At 45.6% G+C, this 24,002-nt stretch carries 25 protein-coding genes; 21 read left to right on the top strand and 4 right to left on the bottom strand.

Annotation, left to right across the window (positions count from 1 at the left end; genetic code table 11):
* Positions 1-100: 100 nt before the first annotated feature.
* Entirely contained in the window at positions 101-1,090 is a 990-nt protein-coding gene (locus tag PEL01S_RS32490; protein ID WP_063179529.1) for a patatin-like phospholipase family protein, read from the top strand.
* Positions 1,091-1,150: 60 nt separating this feature from the next.
* Here PEL01S_RS32490 and PEL01S_RS32485 read toward each other — a convergent pair whose 3' ends face one another.
* Positions 1,151-1,423 (bottom strand): hypothetical protein, encoded by a 273-nt coding sequence (locus tag PEL01S_RS32485; RefSeq protein ID WP_063179531.1) that lies wholly within the window; start codon positions 1,421-1,423, stop codon positions 1,151-1,153.
* Between the two features lie 24 nt (positions 1,424-1,447).
* On the bottom strand, positions 1,448-2,374 hold the full coding sequence (locus PEL01S_RS32480; RefSeq protein ID WP_063179533.1) for a DUF1385 domain-containing protein: 927 nt from the start codon (positions 2,372-2,374) through the stop codon (positions 1,448-1,450).
* 148 nt (positions 2,375-2,522) lie between these two features.
* Between PEL01S_RS32480 and PEL01S_RS32475 the strand changes: the two genes are divergently transcribed.
* The 5 genes from PEL01S_RS32475 to PEL01S_RS32455 all read left to right on the top strand — a co-directional run bounded on the left by PEL01S_RS32475 (position 2,523) and on the right by PEL01S_RS32455 (position 7,334).
* Complete coding sequence (locus tag PEL01S_RS32475; RefSeq protein WP_127463145.1) at positions 2,523-3,032, top strand: YqhR family membrane protein; 510 nt, start codon at positions 2,523-2,525, stop codon at positions 3,030-3,032.
* 184 nt (positions 3,033-3,216) lie between these two features.
* Entirely contained in the window at positions 3,217-3,663 is a 447-nt protein-coding gene (aroQ, locus tag PEL01S_RS32470; protein ID WP_127463144.1) for a type II 3-dehydroquinate dehydratase, read from the top strand.
* A 3-nt stretch (positions 3,664-3,666) separates the two neighbouring features.
* The gene (locus PEL01S_RS32465; protein WP_127463143.1) at positions 3,667-4,740 is read left to right on the top strand and encodes a M24 family metallopeptidase; all 1,074 of its coding nucleotides are present in this window, start codon (positions 3,667-3,669) and stop codon (positions 4,738-4,740) included.
* A 125-nt stretch (positions 4,741-4,865) separates the two neighbouring features.
* Entirely contained in the window at positions 4,866-5,423 is a 558-nt protein-coding gene (efp, locus tag PEL01S_RS32460) for an elongation factor P (protein ID WP_010497515.1), read from the top strand.
* A gap of 249 nt (positions 5,424-5,672) precedes the next feature.
* Positions 5,673-7,334 (top strand): restriction endonuclease, encoded by a 1,662-nt coding sequence (locus PEL01S_RS32455; protein WP_127463142.1) that lies wholly within the window; start codon positions 5,673-5,675, stop codon positions 7,332-7,334.
* Between the two features lie 269 nt (positions 7,335-7,603).
* Here PEL01S_RS32455 and PEL01S_RS32450 read toward each other — a convergent pair whose 3' ends face one another.
* Positions 7,604-7,882, bottom strand: a complete 279-nt coding sequence (locus PEL01S_RS32450; protein ID WP_127463141.1) for a hypothetical protein — start codon at positions 7,880-7,882, stop codon at positions 7,604-7,606.
* A 166-nt stretch (positions 7,883-8,048) separates the two neighbouring features.
* Between PEL01S_RS32450 and PEL01S_RS32445 the strand changes: the two genes are divergently transcribed.
* The 4 genes from PEL01S_RS32445 to PEL01S_RS32430 are packed head-to-tail and all read left to right on the top strand — an operon-like array spanning position 8,049 to position 10,016.
* Positions 8,049-8,261 carry a helix-turn-helix domain-containing protein gene (locus PEL01S_RS32445; RefSeq protein ID WP_063179547.1) on the top strand — a complete coding sequence of 71 codons (213 nt, stop codon included), beginning with the start codon at positions 8,049-8,051 and terminating at the stop codon, positions 8,259-8,261.
* Positions 8,262-8,292: 31 nt separating this feature from the next.
* Complete coding sequence (locus PEL01S_RS32440) at positions 8,293-8,823, top strand: YfiT family bacillithiol transferase (protein WP_127463140.1); 531 nt, start codon at positions 8,293-8,295, stop codon at positions 8,821-8,823.
* A 60-nt stretch (positions 8,824-8,883) separates the two neighbouring features.
* A complete protein-coding gene (locus tag PEL01S_RS32435; RefSeq protein ID WP_127463139.1) occupies positions 8,884-9,435 on the top strand; it encodes a hypothetical protein in 552 nt (183 codons plus the stop codon).
* A gap of 20 nt (positions 9,436-9,455) precedes the next feature.
* Positions 9,456-10,016, top strand: a complete 561-nt coding sequence (locus PEL01S_RS32430) for a hypothetical protein (protein ID WP_127463138.1) — start codon at positions 9,456-9,458, stop codon at positions 10,014-10,016.
* Positions 10,017-10,106: 90 nt separating this feature from the next.
* Here PEL01S_RS32430 and PEL01S_RS32425 read toward each other — a convergent pair whose 3' ends face one another.
* Positions 10,107-10,592, bottom strand: a complete 486-nt coding sequence (locus tag PEL01S_RS32425; RefSeq protein ID WP_163768744.1) for an SMI1/KNR4 family protein — start codon at positions 10,590-10,592, stop codon at positions 10,107-10,109.
* A gap of 129 nt (positions 10,593-10,721) precedes the next feature.
* Here PEL01S_RS32425 and PEL01S_RS32420 point away from each other — a divergent pair, with 129 nt between their 5' ends.
* The 11 genes from PEL01S_RS32420 to PEL01S_RS32370 form a co-directional block, all read left to right on the top strand.
* Positions 10,722-11,162, top strand: a complete 441-nt coding sequence (locus PEL01S_RS32420) for an HAD domain-containing protein (protein WP_127463136.1) — start codon at positions 10,722-10,724, stop codon at positions 11,160-11,162.
* Between the two features lie 73 nt (positions 11,163-11,235).
* On the top strand, positions 11,236-11,919 hold the full coding sequence (locus PEL01S_RS32415; protein ID WP_127463135.1) for a HEAT repeat domain-containing protein: 684 nt from the start codon (positions 11,236-11,238) through the stop codon (positions 11,917-11,919).
* A gap of 3 nt (positions 11,920-11,922) precedes the next feature.
* Entirely contained in the window at positions 11,923-12,354 is a 432-nt protein-coding gene (locus PEL01S_RS32410) for a ribosomal-processing cysteine protease Prp (protein WP_127463134.1), read from the top strand.
* 123 nt (positions 12,355-12,477) lie between these two features.
* Positions 12,478-13,089 (top strand): hypothetical protein, encoded by a 612-nt coding sequence (locus PEL01S_RS32405; protein ID WP_127463133.1) that lies wholly within the window; start codon positions 12,478-12,480, stop codon positions 13,087-13,089.
* Between the two features lie 1,299 nt (positions 13,090-14,388).
* Entirely contained in the window at positions 14,389-15,162 is a 774-nt protein-coding gene (fabI, locus tag PEL01S_RS32400) for an enoyl-ACP reductase FabI (protein ID WP_063179560.1), read from the top strand.
* A 51-nt stretch (positions 15,163-15,213) separates the two neighbouring features.
* Entirely contained in the window at positions 15,214-16,674 is a 1,461-nt protein-coding gene (locus PEL01S_RS32395) for a class I adenylate-forming enzyme family protein (RefSeq protein WP_127463132.1), read from the top strand.
* 48 nt (positions 16,675-16,722) lie between these two features.
* Entirely contained in the window at positions 16,723-17,946 is a 1,224-nt protein-coding gene (locus tag PEL01S_RS32390; RefSeq protein ID WP_127463131.1) for an aldehyde dehydrogenase family protein, read from the top strand.
* Positions 17,943-19,628, top strand: coding sequence for a thiamine pyrophosphate-binding protein (locus PEL01S_RS32385; RefSeq protein ID WP_127463130.1), 1,686 nt, complete (start codon positions 17,943-17,945; stop codon positions 19,626-19,628). Before PEL01S_RS32390 ends, PEL01S_RS32385 begins: the two co-directional genes overlap by 4 nt.
* 36 nt (positions 19,629-19,664) lie before the next feature.
* Complete coding sequence (fabF, locus tag PEL01S_RS32380) at positions 19,665-20,906, top strand: beta-ketoacyl-ACP synthase II (protein ID WP_164824356.1); 1,242 nt, start codon at positions 19,665-19,667, stop codon at positions 20,904-20,906.
* 21 nt (positions 20,907-20,927) lie between these two features.
* A complete protein-coding gene (locus tag PEL01S_RS32375) occupies positions 20,928-21,326 on the top strand; it encodes a 3-hydroxyacyl-ACP dehydratase FabZ family protein (RefSeq protein WP_063179570.1) in 399 nt (132 codons plus the stop codon).
* Positions 21,327-21,394: 68 nt separating this feature from the next.
* On the top strand, positions 21,395-24,002 hold a 2,608-nt coding region (locus PEL01S_RS32370; RefSeq protein ID WP_127463128.1), incomplete at its 3' end, for a non-ribosomal peptide synthetase.

Below are 24,002 nucleotides of genomic sequence, written 5' to 3'. Positions count from 1 at the left end.
GTCTCCGAGAATCGGAGGCTTTTTTCTTTTCCAGGCATAGGGACAATACGTCACCTCATACATACTCTTGGAGAGACTTTGCGGGAAGAGGGGATGCGGGGTGAGAATCAATGCCGTGTTTGAAGGTGGCGGCGTGAAAGGAATCGCGCTTGCGGGGGCCGTGTCAGCGGTGGAGCAGCTCGGACATTCGTTTCATCAGGTGGCGGGGACGTCCTCCGGGGCCATCGTCGCCTCGTTGGTTGCGGCGGGATACCGTGCGGACGAATTGAAGGAGGTTATCGAGGCCACGCCTTTTCGCGCGTTCCTGCAGCGTTCCCGGATTTTCGATACGAAGCTGCTCGGACCATTGGCCCGATTGTTCATCAAGAAAGGCCTGTATTCCGGAGAAGCGCTGGAGCATTGGATCCATAAGCTGCTGCTGGCTAAGGGCATCCGCACGTTCGGCGATCTGAAGTCGAATCAGCTTCGCATTATCGCCTCCGACATCTCCAGCCGCAAATTGCTCGTCCTGCCTGACGACATCGCTCATTACGGCATCGATCCCCGCCGGTTCATGATCGCAAAAGCCGTTCGGATGAGCACGTCGATTCCATACTTCTTCGATCCGGTGATCATCCGCAAATCGTTCGAGCACCGTCTGCCCGGTGAAAAATTCATCGACCAGTTCGTGTACATCGTGGACGGAGGACTGCTCAGCAACTTTCCGCTGTGGATCTTCGATTCGACGGAAGCTCCGCCGATCGATCAGATGATCCCGACCATCGGCTTCCAAATGGTGGGCCGCGGCACAGGGCAGCCGAACGCCATTCACGGTCCGGTCAGCATGATGCGGGCTTTATTCTCGACCATGCTGGAGGCGCACGACGACCGCTATATCCAAGAGACGAACCGGTTCCGTACGGTGAGAATTCCGACGCTCGGCGTCAGCATCACCGATTTCGACATCTCGACCGAGCAGAGCCTGAAGCTGTTCGAATCCGGACAGCGGGCGACACATGCCTTTTTCTCGCAATGGAAGATGACCGAGTACAAGCACAACTATTTGACCCACGTCTGCCGGGTTCCGACCCACTTCTCCAAGAAGGCTTGAAAAAACAAAAGCGGCAAGCGCTCTTTGGGAAGAGGCTGCCGCTTTAAAGCTATGAATAAATCAATGGTATTTGGGCGGTTCGTCCGAGCTGTCCTTGCTGCCTTGAATAACGCGGAACGTGGCATTGCGCCGCTTCCCTTTTTGAAACCGGGAAGAGGACGTCCGTTTAGGTTGTCTCCAGCGGCTCGGTGGGAACTTGTACAGGAAGAAAATCACGCCGAATACGAGAATCGGGATAATAAAGGTGCCTGGATTGGAAAGAACGCTAGCCAGTATCCCGATGGCGATCAAGCCGAAAATGATGTAAGCGACCGTGCTGTTGCGGTTTCTCATGCAGGACCCCTCCTTGTCTTTATGTTAAATTTGCCGGTCGAGCTCCCGCATCCGGTTGAAGGAGGCAATGGATACTTCCACTTGGGAATCGTCCGGTTCTTTGGTCGTGAGCAATTGCAGCCATAGGCCGGGATAGCCGAGGAAACGAAGCACCGGAATGTCCCGCAGGCTGTTGGTAAACCGCAAAACTTCGTAGGACACGCCGATCACAAGCGGAAGCAGCACGATCCGTTGAATGATCCGCTCCAGGAACGAATCATATTGAAAGAACGAGTAAATGACGACACCGACGATGACCGTAAAGACGATGAAGCTGCTGCCGCACCGGTAATGCAGCGTGCTGAACTTTTGCACATTTTGTACGGTCAGCTCCAGGCCCGCCTCGTAAGCGCTAATAACTTTATGTTCGGCTCCGTGGTATTGAAATAAACGTTTGATCATCGGTGTAAGCGAAATAAAATAAATATACCCGACAAGCAAAATAATCTTGATCAAGCCTTCGATCAGGTTATGCCCGATCTGGTTCTGGAACAAACCTCCGAACAGCATCTGCTCGATGGTCGGCGGAACAAGCGTAAACACGAACTTGCCGAACAAAAAGGACAAGATCCCGACGACCGCCACTCCGAGAATCATGGAAATCCTGCCGGTCAGCGATTCCTTCTTCTCTTCCTTAACCACACCTTCTTCTTCGGCAAACACCTCCGCCGAAAAATTCAAGTGCTGCGCCCCTTTGGCGCTCGCTTCCACAATCCCGACAATCCCGCGGATTAGCGGAATCTTCTTCAATGCCTGAACCCAGCCGATTTCTTTTCTGGGAACCTCAAGATAATGGATAGTATTATCTTTTCGGCGCACCGCCGTAACGTTCACCTTCTGGCCGGCAAACATGACGCCTTCAATCACGGCTTGGCCGCCGTAAACGGCATTTGGCTGATTCTTTTCCGACAATACAATACACCTTCTTCTACTATGAATAAATAACGATGAATGATGCCATATCTGTATTTTAGCGAATCCGCAGTCATATTGCCACTTGTTTATCGGTGGAACTTTTGCACATACTAGTGGATATCTCAAATCGAGGAGGTTTTTGGGCATGAATCGCCGAAGCGATAGGAAGCCTCGCACGAATCGATGGAATTTCGCGGTATATATCGGTTTTTTCGCCGGATTGATCTGGGGCGGGGTTCAAATGCTCGCCAACTATTTTCATTTTACTTCGCTGTCACCCGGATTTTTGCTCGAGCCCTATTACAAGCATTCGTACCTGATGACATGGCGGGGATATATGCTGGGGTGGCTGGCTTTTATCGCCCTGTCCGTCGTTGCCGCTTTATTGTATACGATGTTATTCGCCAAAGCGTTGGGCCCATGGTACGGAGTCGGCTACGGCGTCGCCTGGTGGGCGTTCTTGTTCTTGCTGGTCGGTCCGGTCACCGGGATGATGAATTGGATCGCCTATCTGGATCTAAACACAGTAGTAACCCAAGCGTGCCTGTTCGTGGTATGGGGACTGTTCATCGGCTATTCCATCAGTTTCGAATTTACCAACGAGCGGGAGCGGGAGCCGTTCGCGAGCGGCCGGGACGAGCCGGAGCCGACATGAATTTACGCGGCTTGCTTGACCGTCCCGCTTCCGAGTGCGTTGATGTGAAACTCATATCGCCTAAACATTGGTAAAACCGCTTTATTCGGCCGCCTGAGCCCGCAAAAAAAAGTTCTCAAACCGGGGAAGGTTATGGTAAAATGGCTAAGTGTGTGCGGATTTATCAGGTTGGGAGGTTTCACGGATGAAGCACATTTTGTTGTTGAACGGGCCGAATTTGAACATGCTTGGCATTCGGGAGCCCGGCGTTTACGGGAGCTTGTCGCTTCAAGCGATAACGGACAAGCTGACCAAGCTGGCCGAGGAACTCGGCGTCGGATTGGAGTGCTATCAGTCGAATCACGAGGGTGATCTGATCGACCGCATCCATGCCGCTTATGGGCAGAAATCCGGGATTTTGTTCAATCCGGGAGCGTTCACGCATTACAGCTATGCGATCCGCGATGCCATCAGCGCTGTAGGCATCCCGACGGTTGAAGTACATATTTCGAACATTCATAAAAGGGAAGCTTTCCGCCACGTATCAGTAATCGCCCCGGTAGCCGTGGGCCAAATCGCGGGTTTCGGCGCGAACAGCTACGAGCTGGGCTTGCGTGCGCTGGTCCAGTATATTGATAGCGCGGAGGGATAGCAAATGCAACAACAGCGAATCGGGCGGCTGCGCAGCCTTTTGGAACAAAAAGGTTTGCCGGCGCTGCTCATCACGAATGCGACGAACCGGAAATATATGACGGGCTTCACCGGATCGGCAGGCTATGTGCTCATTACGGCCGATCGGGCCGTACTGCTGACCGACTTTCGTTACGTGACACAAGCATCGGAGCAAGCGGCCGGCTATGAGATCATCGAGCATGGGCCCAAGGTCGTGGAATCGGTTCACGATCTGCTTCGCAAATGGGGCATTGCCAAGCTTGGCTTCGAGCAAACCGACCTCAGCTACGGCACCTACAGCAGCTATGCCGAAGCGCTCGGCGGGATCGAATTCATACCGACCGGCGGGCTGGTCGAATTGCTCCGCATGATCAAGGACGACGAGGAGATCGCCGTCATGCAGCAGGCGGCCGATCTGGCGGACCGTGCGTTTGTCCACGTTCTCGGGCTGCTGAAGTCCGGGGTCAAAGAGCTGGACATTTCCCTCGAAATCGAAATGTTCGTACGCAAGCATGGCGCCGCTTCGACTTCGTTCGAGACGATCGTCGCTTCCGGCGAACGCTCTGCGCTGCCGCACGGTAAAGCCAGCGACAAGGTCATCGGGACCGGCGAATTTGTAACACTCGATTTCGGGGCCTATTACAAAAGCTACTGTTCCGATATTACCCGTACGGTCATCGTCGGTACGCCGACGGACAAACACCGCGACATCTACAAGATCGTTCTCGAAGCGCAAATGGAAGCGCTCGAGCGCATCAAGCCGGGAATGACCGGCAAGGAAGCGGATGCCGTCGCACGCGATGTGATCAAGCGTTACGGCTACGGCGATCATTTCGGCCATGGCACCGGTCACGGGCTCGGGATGGAAGTTCACGAAGCGCCGCGGTTGTCAGTGCAGGGCGATGTTGTACTGGCTCCAGGCATGGTGGTTACCGTGGAACCCGGCATTTATTTACCAGGCTTCGGCGGCGTCCGGATTGAGGACGATATCGTCATCACGGAAACAGGCAATCGGAGGTTAACACAATCCAGCAAAGACTTGATTGTGATACCATAACTTTAGGCAACTTGGTAGCGGCATAAACCGAGGCAAAGGCAAGGATAGGTCAGGATGATCCGGAGACTGATTCTTACAAGGCTTGAGGCACTGTCGTCTGCTCACATTTTAGGGAGGTTTTTGTAGTGATTTCAGTTAACGATTTTAAAACAGGCTTAACCATTGAAGTAGACGGCGATTTGTTCACCGTTGTCGATTTCCAGCACGTTAAACCGGGTAAAGGCGCTGCCTTCGTCCGCTCTAAGCTGAAAAACCTGCGCAACGGTAACACCGTCGAGCGTACGTTCCGCGCCGGTGAGAACGTGAGCCGTGCTCATATCGAAAACCGTCAAATGCAGTACCTGTATGCCAGCGGCAAAGAGCATACGTTCATGGATACGGAATCGTTCGACCAAATCAACCTGGAAGAAAAGCAAATCAAGTGGGAGCTGAACTTCCTCAAAGAAAACATGAACATCAACATCATGAGCTATCAAGGCGAGATCCTCGGGATCAACATGCCGAACAGCGTCGAGCTGAAGGTTATCGAAACCGAGCCGGGCATCAAAGGCAACACGGCGCAAGGCGCTACGAAGAACGCGAAAGTCGAAACCGGCTTGAACGTTCAAGTGCCACTCTTCATCAACGAAGGTGACGTGCTCTTGATCGATACCCGCGAAGGCCAATATATCTCCCGCGCTTAATCTAAGCGGTCGGAAAATCCTTACCTTTCTTCGAAGAGGTAAGGATTTTTTTGTGTTTAAGTACTTGAACAGAAGTTTACGTATCGTATGTGCTTAAACTGTCTGATTAAATGAAATTTTATATGGAAAATATATACGCGTTATATGTTAATAAATGTATAATAAAGTAATTAGGAAGATATAGATGTGGTTATCAGAGGGGGTTAGCTAAATATTAATGAATTACCGTGATTAATTGGGGGTTATCCGATGTCGGAATTAATATTTGAAGCTGGCCTTCTAAAAATGGTATTGGATGGTAGCATTCATTGTGATAGTGAAAAGATTTTTGTTAACTCAATCGATAGTTATAAATATCCATTTGAGGATTTTTTAGAATATACATGTAATTTATTGGAGTGTAGAGAAAGAGATCAGTCAATAAAAAATATTAAGCTTTTTATTATTATGGGACCAGTTGAAAAGTTAGAAGTATATAAAAAGCAATGGGATACAAAAATTCAAGAGTATTTTAATGACATTTTGAATGAAAATTTACAAGCTCAGGAGAAGAAAGTAGATCTTAGCACAAACTTCTTTCCAAGTCTTGATTTATTGATTCGTTTATATTTAAATCATTTGATTGATAATAAAACAGTTTACTATCCTCGGGGATTACTAATCCAAAATCAAGATTTATCGATGTTAGTATATTATCGGTCGATTGATTTTAAAACAGATGAATTGGATGATGTTAGAGAGATTTTAGACATATGGATAGAGAAAGAAAATCCAATGTTAATGGGCTATCAGGTTTTAATTAGGTCGTTCATTCTAAAAAAAATGATAGGTAGAAGAATAATTTCCACATTGCCAGATCAAACTGATTCAAATTGGACTTTACTTTTGGAGGGAGGGGTTATCTTACCTTTAAGTGATTCATTTGAAAAAGGTATAGCAAAAATTAATAGTGCACATCTTGGAATGTGGACATATGGTGAAATTGAAGATATTATTTTAAATCCCGCTTACTATGTAGGCCGACATTATGAACCATGTGATCTTTTTCTTGAGTGGCAGTATGTTTTTTTCTATGCAATAGCTAGTTTAAGACTTGATTTGAAGTATGATAAGCACCAGCTTTTTTTTCTCCATCAAAATTTTCTAAAGTTTATTGAAAATAATATATGTAAGTATAGACTGTCAGATATTTTGATGAATCAGTCTGAAGTAATAAATTTTTTTTATTTTATTATTTCACAGATTAAATTGTACTTAATTGGTCAAGAAGAAGAGGGTATCTCAAAAAATGTCTTACTGTTGATGAGAAGTAGATATTGCTATCTTCCCGTTATATATGAGCTAGTATCAATTAATCATCCAATGCTAATAGAAGAAAGCCTAGCAAACACTCCTTTTAAAGATGATATTTGGTGTAGCTTATTAGAGAAACTGAAGATAATTACAAAGCCTCATGAAAAAGGAATAATTCTAGAGGAAATTGCTACCTATTTTATCAAAAGCATAGCGGGTTTGAAAATAACCGGTAGAAGAAAACGGGGTAAACGTGAGGAAGTGGATATATATTTTTGTAACGTATCATTAGATGCACGTCTTTGGGAATTGGGTGCTTTAATAATAGTCGAATGTAAAAATCATAAGAAAAAAAGTACGGTTTCAGATATCAGAAATCTGATACCAGTTATGGATACGAAGGGGATTAAATCTGCAATCATTTTTAGCACTCTTGGTTTTACAAAAGACGCGTTAGATGAAATAGAAAATCAATATTTTAATGGGAAGCTGATACTCACTGTTGAATTTAATGAGTTAAAGGAGCTATCGGAGACGAATCTGCCATATACTTTTCTTGTGAACAAAATAGAAAAAATAATGGAAAAGTATGAGGACGATTTAAGAATAGCTTATTAGAAAAAAATAGAGTACATCATTGTTGAAATAACCTACTGGTACAGCCTTAAGTTGATAAGTGTTTGAGAATTTAAAAATGTTTTCCGAAATTATAATAGAACAGTTAAATCCGGTCTCTTCGCTATTCGACATGGGTAAATATAAACCAGCGACTTTACATGGAGGGGCGAGAAGTCATGCCCGCAGAGGCTCTATGTCAAGTCGCTCCATTACCTCTATCAAGGGTACCATTAACCACGCAGTATAGCGAAGAGCCCAAATCCGACTGTTTAACCGCGGGGCAAGATTCTACTTAAAGAAACTCCGTCTTTTAGGCCTTGCTCATACATGATAGTTTCTGCGAGCCCTTGCAGGATATTGGATTTGCATTCATATTCGTACAGCAGCATTTTGGAATCATCGGGCAATTGATTGTAGATATCTTTAAATAGCTTAATGCAATAGCTGTTTAATTCGTTGTACTTACCTAATTCCTTCAAAGAAGTTCTGCCTATCGCATCGGTTCGATTCGTTATAAACTGCTTAAAAGCTAGGTCAAATTCTAGCATAATCCATACCTCCATTTTTTTATAATGGCGAAACAATGTTTAAATTATTAAATATTACTTTAACATATTGAATTTTTGTGTCAAGAGAACACGAAAATAATTTTGATTAACTAAATTTTAGTCGCTATAATTGAAAAAAAGTTTAGATTATTGAAAGGATAACAAGATGATAAGCTACAAGCCGTTACAGAAATTACTGATCGATCGAGATATAAAAAAGCAAGAATTAATGAAGAGGACAGGAATTTCATCTGCGACCATGGCGAAATTGAACACTAACGAGTATGTATCATTAGAGGTAATCGATAAAATTTGTGCAGCATTGAATTGTCAGCCTGGAGAGTTGTTGGAATATATAGGTGAAGAAGTTAAGAAGTAAGTAGGATTTTTTGGAGGAGGTTAATTAGAAGATGAATGAAGACATGTTGAGGTATCCAATCGGCCAGTTTAACCCCGTGATGACTACGTCAGATGAGGAACGTAAGAATTACACGAAAGAAATTGCAGACATTGTTCCTTCTCTGCGGAAGATTGTGGGAGACTTCAATGAAGATCAGCTTCAAACCCCGTACCGTTCCGGTGGTTGGACGGTGCAGCAGGTCGTTCATCACATGGCCGATAACGATGTCAACGCCTACCTAAGATTCAAGCGAGCTCTAACCGAAGAAGAGCCTATGGCCAGCTCTTATCGCCCGAATTTATGGGCTGAGCTTGACGATTATAAGGATACCCCGATAGAAATCTCCTTGGGGCTTTTGGAGGCGCTTCATTATCGACTAATCAATACAATTCATGGTCTGAAACGAGCCGATTTTGATAGAAGGTTCAATACCGAAGTGCTTGGCTGGATTACCGTGGATGTCGCGATTCAAAGATTCATTTGGCACAACAAGCATCACACTTCCCACATTCAATCTTTGGCACGACGAATGAACTGGTAAAAATTAGGTCTTTCGTAAACAGAATAGGGAAGCACAATACTGACACCGAGGATGAGTCCCATGCAGGATGTTCAATTTATCGAAAATCAGATACAATTTCAAAAGTACCCTTTTCAAGCGTCCAGCATATATCCCAATGGCAGCGTCGCTTCGGAAGATATTTCTGAAATTTTGATCACCAGATGTCCTCCCGAAGTCAGATTGAAGAGCGGCGAAGTTCTTTTTGTCTCGGCCGTACATAAAGAAAGCCTGCAAATGTTTGCAAAAAGCAATAAGATCCCAATCGTTTCGCGGATAGATACTTGGAGTTTCATCTGTGAGGTGTTTCTGGATACGGAGTTTTCAGACGAGAATAAAGAAAAAGTGTATCGGCTCTTGGAAAATGAAGGGTTGGATCGAAACTTTGTCAAAGAAACGAGACAATTTTTGTACATCCCTTTGATGGCCTACAATTCGATTATGTGGGATTGGGCGCACCTGGGTTTATATGACGTCTTGATTGCCATAAGCGGTCAATTTCCGTATGGGGAAAAGGTTAAGTTTACAGATGAGGCCTTTCATGATTTTTATTGGAAAGCGATGAAATTGGCTATGCGCGAGAGAAATAGGTAAATAGGAAAGGAATGCAGTATATGTCGAACCATAAATCGCATCGATCTGGGCCAGCTTATCTTGAAGGAGTTACCATAGCAGAAAAACCGGAAACATGGATGGAGCAAGAATGGACAGGTAAATTGCAGACAAAAGAGGGCCGTACTCAGTTTCGTATTTATTATTACGGAGAGCTGATGGATGATCTGATTGCAGTGACCGATTTCGCTCCTCAACTGATTGTTGCCGAGGACCCTGTTAACGGTGAACGGTACCTTCTGTTCGACGGTTGCAAACACGGTTATAACGCCATGCTGTGTGATACCTATACGGCCGAGCAGCAAAACAACCGGACGCCTTTATTGCCCTATCTGGGCAAGGATGGTGAGGATACTTTTGAGGTTTACATCACGGCCTTCTATAATGTCGATTGGGACGAAGAATTTGCGGATGATGTGGACGAAGACGGGCAGCTTGAATTGATTAGTGGCGAACGAGTCGATTTTGACGAGGCGAAGCGCAACGGATATGATGCACTGGGGATAGATATCGAAAATAACAAGGGAGTTAAAATCGAAATTGTGCAGGAAGAGCTTGCCTGAATGCATTAAGATGCCATTATCAGAATTTAGCACGTAGGCCCAATTTTTTTATGAAATTGGGCCTTTTCATTTATTTTCCAATATGGGCAACTAATCTTCTTGCAGCTGTAATGCGCCGCATAAGATTTCAAATGCGCCGCATAAAGCGGTCAAATTTTCTTCCAATACTTCTGCTGCCGTTTTATTGACTTCCCGGGCGCATTCTTCCGAATCCTCTTTAACCACCGCGATTTCATGATCAATATACATAATCGGGGGCTCCGCATTCGCCTTCCGGTAGTCGAACACCAGCCAATTGCCGCTGCTTACACTCCAAGCGAATGGAATGATAGTATAAGGTTCCGGGACTAATTCGTTCACCGTCTCGATACTATCCATGTAGGAAGAGTTCGGTCGGATGAAGCGAATCGACCACTCTGTGTATCCGTTAAAATCCTTTAGCCGGTACTCTTTCAGCCAGCCGTTATCGCTATTTTCGAGGTCCTGAAGCATTTGTTTATAGCTCGCGGGAAATACGATTCCCAATTTCGATTCGATTTCTTCGATCGACAAGGACTCTTGCGCTGATTCCGTCATCGGATGTTTCCTCCCATTTTCCATGTTCGTTGTTATTATACTCCAGAAGCCTGTCTTGACAAAATAAGGACTTTCATCAATAAAAAGTGTGCTAGAATGGGGGGGAGAATGGATTATTCGAGGTAAACTATGAAAATAATTTTTTTGGATATTGATGGGGTACTGGTTACATCGAGACATATGGTGCAGAGCAAGAAATATTTCGGACATGCATTTGATCCGGAATGCGTCAGGAGTTTACAAGAGATACTCGAAAAAACTGAAGCTAATATTGTAGTCAGCTCGTCTTGGAGGGAAGGTAGGACTTTAAAACAATTACAGTCGATTTTTGAACTTAACGGAATAAAGAAAGTAGTTGGAATGACGCCAATTATCGAAGGGGCAATACGGGGCAAAGAAATTAAAGAGTATTTAAACGATATTTTGAAGAATGGTTTGGAAGTCGATAAGTTTGTGATTATTGACGATGAGGAAGAGATGGGGGAGTTAGACGATCACCTGGTGGAAACAAGTTTTGAGTCCGGGATAACCAAGACCATAGCGGACATGGTCATTCATTTTTTGGTTTGAAAGCAGACAGTTTTGCAAGACAGGACTATAGGTGAACAAGTTTTGAATAAAATTAGTTAAGGAAATATAATCGATGAACTCTATTTTCGAAGAATTAAAAATCGAAGTATCCAACTTCTTAGATTGGTCTAAATCGTTTGAGCATGATGGAAATGAGCGGGAGACAGGATATCCTTATTGGTTTAGAATATATACGTTAATTGGTAAAGTATTAAGTGGCTACAAATTTATTGAACTGACTCCTGAAGTAAAGGAAAATATATTTTATTTACTTGCAAGAGATAACGAAATGGAGGAAATAGCTGCTCTATTATCTGAATACCCGGATTACATAATTTCGTTTGCCAAAGAGGGATTAGACTATCAAGATTATGCGGCAAGATGGCAGTTAGCTCATTCTATATGGAAATACGGTCAAACTTACTCTGAGGTTGAAGGAATATTACTTAGGTACTATAAGGATCTGGATGAATATGTTAGAAGGAGGGCGCTTTTGGCATTAGGTTATATGAAATCAATTTATGCAGAACAGTTTGCTTTAGAATCGTGGAATACAGCGTTAGAGTATCAACGAATAGCTGCTCTATATGTGCTTGATGAAATAAACTCTACAAAAATAGATGATATATTAAAAGAAGGTGAAAAGGATCATTATGAAACAGTAAGAAGCAATGTAAAAACTATTAAAGAACGACGCGGAAACTCTAACGTGCTTTATGGTAGTGAGGGAATTAAAAATAAAAATGGTGGTAATTGATTCATGAAAGATATTATAAGGAACATAGAAATTCAAAAAGAAATAATGGAGGAAGAATCCTATAATCCTTTTATAATCGAGTTTTATTATAATCATAAGGGCACATTATTTGGCTTTAAAGCAGCGGGAGAGACAGGATTTAGTCAATATGGATTGTATATTGTAGCTGCTGGGGTTTCTGCGTTGATTATAAATACTGTAAATAGTCTGAGGTTATTGACTGATGAGACAACAGAAGATGAGGTACAGCGGAACTATATTCAATGCATATTACCAAATCTAAAGAAGAATAAAGGAAGTAAAGAAGGCATTATTCTGCTAAGAGCTCTACGATTAGGGGTAAGGAGTATTCAAGAAACATATGGGGATAAGTACGTAACAATAGTAGAAATTAGAGAGGAAAAAAAGAGTAGTATTCTTAAAATTTTCAAGTAAACATTGTGACAGTCTGAATAAAGATGATAATCCCACGATTTGATTCAATTAGCAAAAAGTACAACTAACGGAAAGAGCTATCTTATGCACTTTGGAATATAGCAAGCTTGATAGGGGGAATTAATGCTGATGTTTCATTTCTTTAAACAAGCTAAGAAAACTAATCCAACATTAGAAGAACAAATTCATGCTTTACTTGGATTAGGAATTACTTTTACAGATGACACCGGCACTTTAATCAATAACTTGTTAGTTCATTTCGATAGAGAAAGTTATGAGGAAGATCCTTTTTATTTACTTTTAACCATAACCGGAGCTGATTTATTAGATGAAAATGAGAACGAAATTCGAATGTCTTACGATGTGTGGTGTTTTGATGCTGAGTGTATTGAAGACGAGAATATTTATACAATGTTGCTAAGGCATTTCGTTAACTTAGCTAAGGGTGAATTCCCATTGGAGAACATAGAAAGTAATCTTGATTTTGATGAACAAGAAGCCGAAATATCATTTGATTTAGATGGCCGTCACTATAATTGGATACTTGAAATGAATGATGACTGGGTGAATATTGATTTATTTAAGAAACTGGGAAAACTTGCTCTGAAGAGGAATAGGGATAAACAATACATTTATTTTAATGACGGGCAGAATCTTACATTCATGTATTGCGATAAAATCGTATTGAAGAAGTTGAATGAACTGACAGATAAGAAATTCGTTAGTTTAGCATAGCATAACACTGTGATATCCAACCTCCTCTGCATGTTAAAATAGGTTAGCCGATCTTCAACTGCACACCCAGCTTGTCCAGCATCTCCTTGGTGCCGTGCTCGCCGTGGCCGTCCAGAAAACGCCTTGCTCGGTGAAAATCTCGAAGCTCATTCAAAGTCAACTACGCGGTGCTGAGGATCAAATCTGAAAAATCGAGGTTTTTTTAAATGAAAATTAGAACGGTATCGCTGTGCTTAATTCGAAGAGACGATCAGATTTTAGTCGAGGAAATAGTTGACGAAGTTTTAAAGAAGAGATTGTATAGACCCATCGGTGGTACTGTGGAACATGGAGAAAACAGCAAACAAACGGTGATTCGAGAAAGTAATGGAGGAGATTGGAAGGAGAGTCTAAATATAATGCGGTTTGGAAACCCATTATAGGATTTTTGAATAACCAGCATGAGAAGCTTATACCGGATGGACTGCTACAATTATTATTAAATCAACACAAGGAAAATATAAGTAATATTAAACATACAAGCACGACATGAGAAAATATCAAGATGAGAGAAAGTCATATTACGCACCAAAAAGGTCTAGATAGATAGTAAAACGCGCCGTGAATAAAAAAGATAATCTCGTAAACAGGCTGCTCCTTATAGAATATGGAGCAGTTTTTTTGTCTAAAAAGGTCGATTTATCGCTTTTAGATCAGGTCTTAAGTCCTTTTATTTACAAACATTTATATTCATTTATTTTCGTTTTAATTATCTCATCCCATAAAGGTAAAAAATATTATATAAGGGTTATAATGGTAGTTATTAAAAAGACCTGATTAGCTTATGATGACCGTGTCTGCTCAAGAAGCGATCGTTATGGCGCGTGGGGGAAAACGGACAATATCAGCTGCATACGTATTTTGCATCGGATAAATTGCCGGCGGGAGGGGAGCTGAATGGAGCCTTGTCGAATAAGCTGCCGGGCTGCATCATTTTGTCATACTGGAGCTTTAGGGTGCGGAGACTTGAAAAAATTGTAAATTAAAGTCCAATATTCGCTTAGGCCCCAAGTTTCAAGTGACCACCGAAAGATTGCCATATTACTTTTGATATGAATCTATAGTCCTAATATTTATTATAATTAACAAAAACTATAAAAAAAGATGCATAACAACAGTTTTCAAATTAATTTCCTCGTGCTATTATGGTAAATATTATGTCAAAAGGTTCATGGTGGAAATGCTTCAAAATCATTGATTGTGGTCCCCTACTCCTTGATTTGACAAGGATATCATCTCAACATTGGAAGGTGAGTCGTAATGGCTTCTCAACTGTTAACTGGAAAAAATATTTTAATTATGGGTGTTGCCAATAATCGAAGCATCGCTTGGGCAACGGCGCAATCCTTGGCAAGTCAAGGGGCTAAGCTTATTTTTACGTATGAAAACGAGCGGGTGGAAGAGCGGGTCCGCAGTCTGATTGCAACGCTGCCCGGGTCCGAAGCCTATGCCTGTAACGTAACCGTCGATGAAGAAATTGACGCTTTAGGGCGTATTTTGAAAGAAAATGTCGGTATCCTGCATGGATACGTTCACAGTGTGGCCTACGCCAAGGGCGAGGATTTGGACGGGATGTTTGTTGAAACTTCGCGGGATGGCTTTCATCTTGCACATGATGTAAGCGCTTATTCATTGGCAGCGGTCGCCCAAAGAATCTACCCGTTGATGTCGGAAGGCGGAAGCATAGTTACGATGACCTACATCGGGGCCGAACGCGCCATTAAAAATTACAATGTTATGGGGGTGGCGAAAGCGTCGCTGGAAGCTTCGGTACGGTACCTTTCCAATGACCTGGGGCAATTTAATATTCGGGTTAATGCGATTTCCGCAGGTCCGATTCGTACCTTGGCCGCCTACGGCATAAAAGATTTTAATACGATGTTGAAAAAGATCGAAGAAATAACGCCGCTCCGCAAGAGCATCGACGCCTCCGAAGTTGGCGATACGGCACTATTCCTACTCTCCGGACTTTCGAGAGGAATTACGGGAGAAGTGATCCATGTCGACGCCGGTTACCACATTGTCGGCATGTAACATGAGTCAATCATTCGCCCCATCGACAAAACATCATAGGAGTGAAAAATATTGATTGTTGCTCAATCCGAAAGTCAGATCATTACTCCTCGCCATACCTATAACAAGGATCAGTTTGAAAAAGATGTTCAAGTGCTTTCTCGAATGTTAGTCGTTCGAGGACTCTCCGAAGGTGACAGAGTCATCCTGAAGTCCGGAAATTCGTATTGGTTCGTGGTGACGCTATTCTCCTTGTGCCAGCTTGCGATTTCGATTGCCGTGGTGGATGAACAAATCCAGGCGGACGAGCTGGGTCAAATTTATGCGGATATCGAGGCCAGCTGTATTCTGACCGATGCTGCTCCGGATATTCCGGAAGCGACGATTTTAATCATCGAAAGCATGATTCAGGAGCAGGCGGTTTACGAATATTGGGCCGGGGAGGTAAACTCTTCGCCGATTCATATCGATAAGTGGATGGAAATGAAAGATGCACTGATCCTTTTCTCTTCGGGAACGACAGGCAAGCCCAAAGGTATAGTGAAATCAGGCCGATCCTTTATGGACAATATCAAGTTATCCGTAGAGGCCATGAACTATGTGTCGAGCGATCGTTTGCTCCCAATTGTTCCATTTTCCCATTTTTACGGAATCTCTCTTATTTTTTCGTGGTGGTTGACGCAATGCTCCTTGATCATTTGCAACCAAAAAAATCTCTGGAGTGTCGTTAGCAGTGTTATCAAAGACAAAGCTACTGTCGTTGATGCAAATCCCTCTGCTTTTTATGCCTTTATTCGTATGTTATTAAGAAAACCGGATCAATTGGAGCAAGTGAAAAATACCTCGGTACGCATGTGGTGTGTAGGCGGTTCGCCTTTGACGAAGGATTTGGAGGAGAAGTTCACGGAAGTATTCGGACACCGCCTGCTGAACGGCTACGGATTGTCCGAGCTTGGCAATGTCACGATGGGGACGCTGGAAAATCCCGAAGGCTGCGGCAGACCTCTTCCCGGAGTGGAGACTAGTGTCCGGGATGAAAACGGTATCGAGCGCAGTGAAGGTGAAGTTGGCGAGGTATGGATACGCACGCCCGGATGCATGGAGGGATATCTCCATCAGGAGGAGCTAACCCGCTCGGTCATTCAAGACGGATGGTTCAAGACGGGCGATCTGGGCTTCCTGCAAGGAGGGAACCTGCATGTGATCGGCCGGAACGGAAAATCCATCAACCGAATGGGATATACGTTCTCCCCGGTATACATCGAGAATCAGATCAGCCGATTGGGCTACCGTTCTTGTGTCATTCCCTTGGACGATGAGAAAAAAGGCACGCTGCTCGTCGTATTCGTCGAAAGCGAATCGACGCAAGAATTGTCTCAGCTCCGCAAAAATATCAACCGGATGCTTCCTACTTACATGTATCCCGATATTCTGCTGCTTGTCACCCAGTTCCCTTTAAACCGGAACGGAAAGCTTGACCGGCTGGAGCTAGAGCGTATGGCTCAAGAACGGGTCATGGTGCAAGAAGTGTGATATATAAACATCCATATCCCAAAAAACAAAACGAAGGGAAGCGAAGCAATGACGACCAATTTGGGAACGAAGGAAAATACTCTTTTTACCGAAAGATACGAAAGCATCGAAAAGTGCGTTGAATATTTGACGACCCATCGAAGCGAAATTTTAAGCATTTTGTCCAGTATCTCGTCGTATCGGGCGGCCAATGCCGAGATCGATTCCACGATTAAAACCTTGCAGGGCGTTTTACAGGAAGTGGAGACATATCGTCCGGCTTGCCAGGATTCGATGGCCGTCTTCATGCCTTCCAATGTGATTTTGTATTCCTATGCACTCTATTTGCTCATTCCTTCTTTATTTGTAAATCGAATCGAATTCAGAGCTTCCTCGCACGTCACGGAATATGTCAGCCTGCTGCACGACAAGCTGAAAGAGGTGCATCAGCTGCCGATCAGCAATCTTAAAGTAAGTCAAAAGTCTTTTATGACGAATTCCGTCAGCCAAGCCGATATTGTCGTGTTTACCGGTACCTATCAGAATGCGGAACAAATCAAGAAGCAAATGAGAAGAGAACAGCTCTATATCTTTTTCGGACAAGGCATCAATCCGTTCATTATCGGTCCTGACGCGGATTTATCGCTGGCCGTCGACGATGTGATTCGGATGAGGCTGTTCAATTCCGGACAAGACTGCCTGGGGCCGGATATTATATTGACCCACGAAAGCATTGCGGAAAGCTTCAAGAATCTGCTGCTGGAAAAAGTGGAAGCACTGACTTTCGGAGCCAATGACGATCCGAACGCCAACTATTCGCCTATTTTTTATAAAGATATCCTGACGGCCATGTCGGAGTACTTTAACAATAACGACAAGTACATCATTTATGGCGGGGGCATTGATTTCCGTACGAAGAAGATGGAGCCGACGATTTTATACAGCAAGCTGGAAGACCGGCTGGAAATTGCGGAGTTCTTCTCTCCGGTATTCAATGTAGTCAGCTACCCGAACGATGAGCAGCTGATGAAATTGATCGGTTCCAGCTACTTCAGCGAACGCGCCATGGGGTGCAGCTTGTACGGCTCGGAGCACTTGGCCGACAAGCTGCGCAGAAAACATACGCTGACGATCAACCAAACGTTGGAGGACGTGGAGCAAGGCAATAAAGCATTCGGCGGGCACGGAACGATGTCAAACTATATTTTCTACGATATGCAGCTGGTCTCGAAACCGATTTTGATTTCCGAGGTTGTTGCGGAATTCCTTTCCGAAAAGAGGCTCGAAGTATGAAAACAAATATGGCGGCCTGGGATGTCATCGTCCATTATCTTCAATTTCTAGGCCTGGAAACGATATTCGGCCTGCCTAGCGACGATTTGAAAATATTGTCCTCGCTTCAATCATCGGATATTCGTTTGATCATTTGCAAAGACCAAAGGAACAGTTTATTCATGGCCTCCGGTTATGCACTGACATCCGGTCAATTGGCGGTATGCGTTGTGGGGAAAGGACCGGCTCTCACCAATACGGTAACAGGATTGCTGGAAGCTCATCATCTGGGAGCCCCCTTGTTGTTGATCGCGCTTGGAACCGGCAGCGATAAGCTGGGAACGAAGGCTTTCCAGGAAGCGGATCAGCTTTCGTTGGTCAAGCCTCTGGTGAAATGGGCGTATCGGGTTGAGCATCCGGACCGGTTGGTATGGGCATTGGAGAAAGCGGCGTTTATGGCCGTCAACGGGGGAAAAGGCCCGGTGTATCTTGAACTGCCGGAACACATCGCGGATCAAGCCGTGGCGGTAGACTTTCCGTTCCAACCGCTGGAAAGATTGAGCAGTTCCCCCTCTTCCCGTGATCTCGACACCGCATGGGACATGATATCGCAAGCAAGTAAACCGGTGCTTCTGATTGGCGGAGGGATGAAACCGGGGACACAAGGGCTTATTGAGTCGTTGGCCGTCAAATGGGGTGCAGCCATTTTTACTACCGCATCGGGCAGAGGAGCGATTGATGAGGAACATCCTTTATTTTGCGGGGTAGCGGGTTTGTATACGGATAAAAGTATGAGAACCATTTGGCAAGAAGCCGATGTCGTTGTATCGCTGGGCAGTCGGCTGGAGGAAACGGCGACATTCGAGTGGGATGTGGTGCTAACGCATACGCCGATCGTTCAGGTGAATGTCCATTTGGACGATTTCTCGCATCAGTATCGTGGCGTGAAGGTGCTGGGAGACGGCTACTTGGCGGCCGAGCACTGGTTATCGCGATCCCTTCGCCAGCCTGATCGGGATTGGCTCGCTCGCATTGCAAGCTGTAAAGAAGAAGCGTTCCGCAGCAAAGAGGCGTATATCCGTCAAGTCGGAACGATGCCCCATATCCATGTATCGGAAGTACTGGATGCCATGCAGGCGGAATTTCCGGATGATTGCATCCTGGTACAAGAAAACGGTCTTCAGGATATGTGGTCTTATTTTTACCCGTACTACCGATTTACGGGGAACCGCTTTTCCATCGTCCCCAGCGATCAAACCAGCTTGGGGTTCGGCGCAGCCGCAGCCGTCGGGGCAAGTTTGGTCGACCGCCGTCCGGTAGTGGCTCTTGTGGGGGACGGGGCTTTCAATCTGTTCCAGTCCGATCTGATTACGGCCGTCCGGTATCGCATTCCGCTTATCTATATCGTGATGAACAACGGAGGCTACGGCTGGCTGCAGTATCAATTGAATCAACTGGAACTTCCGGGCGAGCCGTTCCGGTTCGTATCGGAAACGCCACTCGAGCACATGAACGTAATGCAGCATGATTACGTGGAACAAATCGTCATTCAAGAGAAGCAAGAGTTGAGTGAGAAGCTGCGCTTGGCTTTTGCCCAGTATCAAGCGAACAAGCTGGTCGTGGTGATCGTTCCTGTAGCGATTGAGGATGTGCACGATAAGATCCAGCATATTTACGGCGATTTTCCAGTTTACGAAAAATAACGGGCTAGAATACTGCGACAGAGGGTGGGAATCGTGATGAAGAGACGCGTAGTGATAACGGGACAAGGGGCAATCACGCCGGTAGGATTGAATGTGAATGAATTCTGGACATCGTTGATCGAGGGGAAAAGCGGGATCGGTCCTGTCACCTTGTTTGATACAAAAGACATACCGACAAAAATTGGAGCGGAAGTCAACGGATTCGATCCTTTGCTCTACATGAGCAAAAAGGACGCGAACAAAATGGCGCAATTCACCCAGTTTGCTTTGGCGGCTACCATGCAAGCCGTGGAGCAGGCGCAGCTGCGTATTGATGAAACCAATGCCTCGCGCGTTGGCGTCGTTGTCGGGTCCGGAGCCGGAGGTACGGATGTGGTGGAAGAGAATTACAATAAGCTCTTTCAGAACGGTCCCAAGCGGGTGAGCTCGTATTACGTTTCATCGATGATGATTAATTCCGCACCAGGGGAAATTTCGATTGCATTAGGGGCAAAAGGTCCGTCTTACGCCGTCGTTACGGCGTGCGCGACCGGAAGCAATGCGATCGGCGAGGCGCTGCGTGCGATCCAGTACGGTACGGTGGACGTCATGATTGCAGGCGGTTCGGAATCCAATTTCGGTATACTGGATTTGGCGTCGTTTGCGAATATCCACGCGCTGTCGAGACGAAACGATGAACCTCAGAAGGCGAGCCGTCCGTTTGACCGCAATCGCGACGGATTTGTCATCGGCGGAGGCGCGGGAATCGTGGTGCTTGAAGAGCTGGAGCATGCTTTGAAACGTGGGGCTCCTATCCTGGCCGAATTGGTTGGGTATGGATGTACGACGGATGCGCACCATATCACCGCTCCCGACCCGACAGGTTTCGGCGCTGCGGAAGCCATCCGAATCGCATTAAAGGACGGGGGACTGTCGCCGGAAGATGTCGGCTACATCAATGCGCACGGGACGAGTACTCCGTTCAATGATCAAATGGAGATCAATGCGATCAAGACGGTATTCGGCGGGCACGCTCCGAACTTGGCCATTAGCTCTATCAAATCGATTACCGGCCATTTGATGGGCGGAGCAGGCGGCGTCGAACTGATTGCCAGCGTATTAAGCATCGTTCACAGCAAAGTGCCGCCAACGTTAAATTGCGACGATCCGGAAGATCCGGAATTGAACTTTGTGCCACATGTCGCTCAGGAACGGGAAATCGAGGCTGCCATAAGCAATTCGTTCGGATTCGGCGGCCACAATGTATGCTTGGCAGTTCGCAAATGGCGGGGACATTGATTAGCAAGGAGTGAATAACCCATGTTCCATATTCCTGATGTGCTGCCTCATCGCGCTCCCTTTATTATGATCGATCGAATTGTCGAAGCTGAACAGTCCGTTTATGTCAAAGGCTACAAGAATGTTACGTGGAATGAATGGTTTATTTCTCAAGATTGCCCGTACATGCCTCATGCGCTTGTCGTTGAAGCCTTGGCACAGTTGAGCGCTTTTGCTGCGATCGATGAAAAAGGCATTTCCTTTTTATCCTCGCTTAACCAAGTCGAGATGCATTCCTTGGCGCGACCCGGGGACCGGTTGGATCTATATTTCGAGGTGACCAAGCGAAGGAAAGGGTATCTTCTCGGCAAGGGACTGGCCACCGTGGGAGAGCGGATCATTCTTAAAGCGGATGAAATCGTATCATTTATCAAAACATAAGCTCGTTGGATTTATGTAAACATAGGCCGATAAAGGCCCACATTTCAGATACATCTGCAGCAGGGCAAATGGCAATCACTATGGGAGGAGCAAGTGACATGACAAACACTAATCGATTTCCTTTAACCCAAGCGCAGCAACGGATTTGGTATACGGAATTGCTGTACCCCAATACGTCAGTGTCCCTCCTTTTGGCGACCACGAAGATGAAGGGCAAAATAAACATGGATGCCTTCAAACGGTCTATCCATATGTTGATTCGGGACAACGATTCGTTTCGTACCCGCATCACGGCAGAGAATGGGATACCCCAGCAATATGTTGTGCCATTTGAAGAGGCGGAAATTCAGTACTTGGACATTTCCGATTTTGAAAGTCCGGCTCAACTGGAGGAATGGTTAGAGCAGTTCCGGCAAACCCCCATGGAGCTGTTTGATTCCCCTCTTTATCAATTTGTTTTTATTAATATAGATGAGAATGAGTACTGGTTTACGATGAAGGTTCACCATATTATTTCGGACGGAATTTCCATGGGTATTTTCGTGGAAAAAATTACTGAAAACTATCTCAGTCTGCTTAAGGGGGAGGAGCCCCAGCCCACTGAGTTGTATTCTTATATAGATTATATAGAAACGGAGCAATCTTACGAACAGTCGGAACGTTACCAGAAGGACCGGGCATATTGGCTGGACAAATTCTCCTATTTGCCTGAAATTACGGGTTTAAAAGCTTATAATCCACTGACTTTAAGCACGGAAGCGAAACGTGTAGAATTTACTGTAGATACCGTGTTGTATAATGATCTCAAAGTTTTTTGCAAGGAAAATAATATTGGCTTGTTCAGCTTTTTTATGGCTTTGATGTATATTTACATACATAAAGTTACCAATCAGCAGGATATTGTTATTGGTGCATCCTACGCGAACAGAACCACAAAGAAAGAAAAAAACACAATGGGCATGTTCGTAAGCACGGTTGCAGCTCGGGAAAATGTAGATCCCGAATTGGGATTACTGGGCTTTATTCAAAGGGTATCAAAGGAACAAATTTCGATGCTTCGTCATCAAAGGTATCCGTACAATCAATTAATTCAAGATTTAAGGGCCTTGCATCATAGCACGGACCTTCAACGGCTATTCGGCATTTCTATGGAATACAGGCAATTGGATCGGGAAGATATGGGTGGAGTGGAAATTCAAACCGATTATAATTTTAACGGGGAAGAAGTTAACGATATGCTGCTGCGTATCGTGGAATTGTTAGATGAGCACCGGCTAGTTTTCAATGTGGATTATCGTACCCATCTATTCGAAGAAACAGAAATAGCGGGCTTGATTCAGCATCTTCTCACCATTGCTAAATATATGATTTACACGCCGCATCAAAAAATTTCGGACCTATCGCTGATTTCGGAAGAAGAAAAGCATACCATCTTGACGCTGTTTAACGATACGGCAGCGGAGTATCCTCGAGAGAAGACGATTCATGAGCTGTTCGAAGAACAGGTGGAGCGGACGCCGGAGCATGTGGCGGTTGTATTTGAGGGAAGCGAGCTGACGTACCGGGAGCTGAACGAACAAGCGAACCGGTTGGCGCGAGTGCTGCGAGCGGAAGGCGTGGAGGCCGAGCAGAAGGTCGGACTGATGGTCGAACGCTCTCTGGAAATGATGATAGGGGTGTACGGCATCCTGAAAGCCGGGGGAGCGTATGTGCCGATCGATCCTTCCCTGCCGGAAGAACGCATCCGCTTTATGCTGGAAGATTCGGGAGCGCAGGTACTGTTGACACAGGGTCATTTGCAGGAACGCGTATCGTTCGAGGGCAAACGGGTCCTTCTGGACGCGGAAGAAAGCTACAGCGAAGACGGAGCGAACCTGGAGCCGGTTGCCGGCCCGCGCAATGTGGCGTACGTGATCTATACGTCAGGAACAACGGGCAAACCCAAAGGCGTCATGGTCGAGCATCATTCGGTGATCAACCGGTTGATGTGGATGCAAAAAGCATACCCGATCGCTTCGTCGGATACGATACTGCAAAAAACGGCGATCACGTTTGACGTATCGGTGTGGGAGCTGTTCTGGTGGTCATGGGTAGGGTCGAAAGTATGCCTGCTGCCGGTCGGAGGAGAAAAGAATCCGGAGGAGATCGTGGAAACGATCGCCCGGAATAACGTGAGCACCCTGCATTTTGTGCCGTCGATGCTGGACGTGTTCCTGGAATATGTCGGTTCAACCGGAGGGAAAGCAAGCGGCAAGCTGGCGTCGTTGAGGCAAGTATTTGCGAGCGGAGAAGCGCTGACGCCCGCGCAGGTGTCGAAGTTCCGACGGGAAGTTGGCGACACGAGACTGATCAACTTGTATGGCCCGACGGAGGCGACGGTTGACGTTTCGTATTATGAGTGCACAGCCGGGGAGCTAAGCGGAACGGTGCCGATCGGCAAACCGATCGACAACATCCGGTTGTACATCATAGGAGAAGGAAACCAGGGTCTGCAGCCTGTAGGTGTGGCCGGAGAGCTGTGCATCGCAGGTGTCGGGCTGGCGCGTGGATATTTGAACCGGGCGGAACTGACGGAAGAGAAGTTTGTGAACCATCCGCTGGTGCCGGGAGAGCGGATCTACCGGACAGGGGACTTGGCGAGATGGCTGCCGGACGGCAATATTGAGTACCTTGGGC

The organism is Paenibacillus elgii NBRC 100335, assembly GCF_004000865.1.
GTDB classification, from domain to species: domain Bacteria; phylum Bacillota; class Bacilli; order Paenibacillales; family NBRC-103111; genus Paenibacillus_G; species Paenibacillus_G elgii.
Note: the sequence above shows the minus strand (reverse complement) of the source record. Positions and strands in the feature narration are given on the sequence as shown.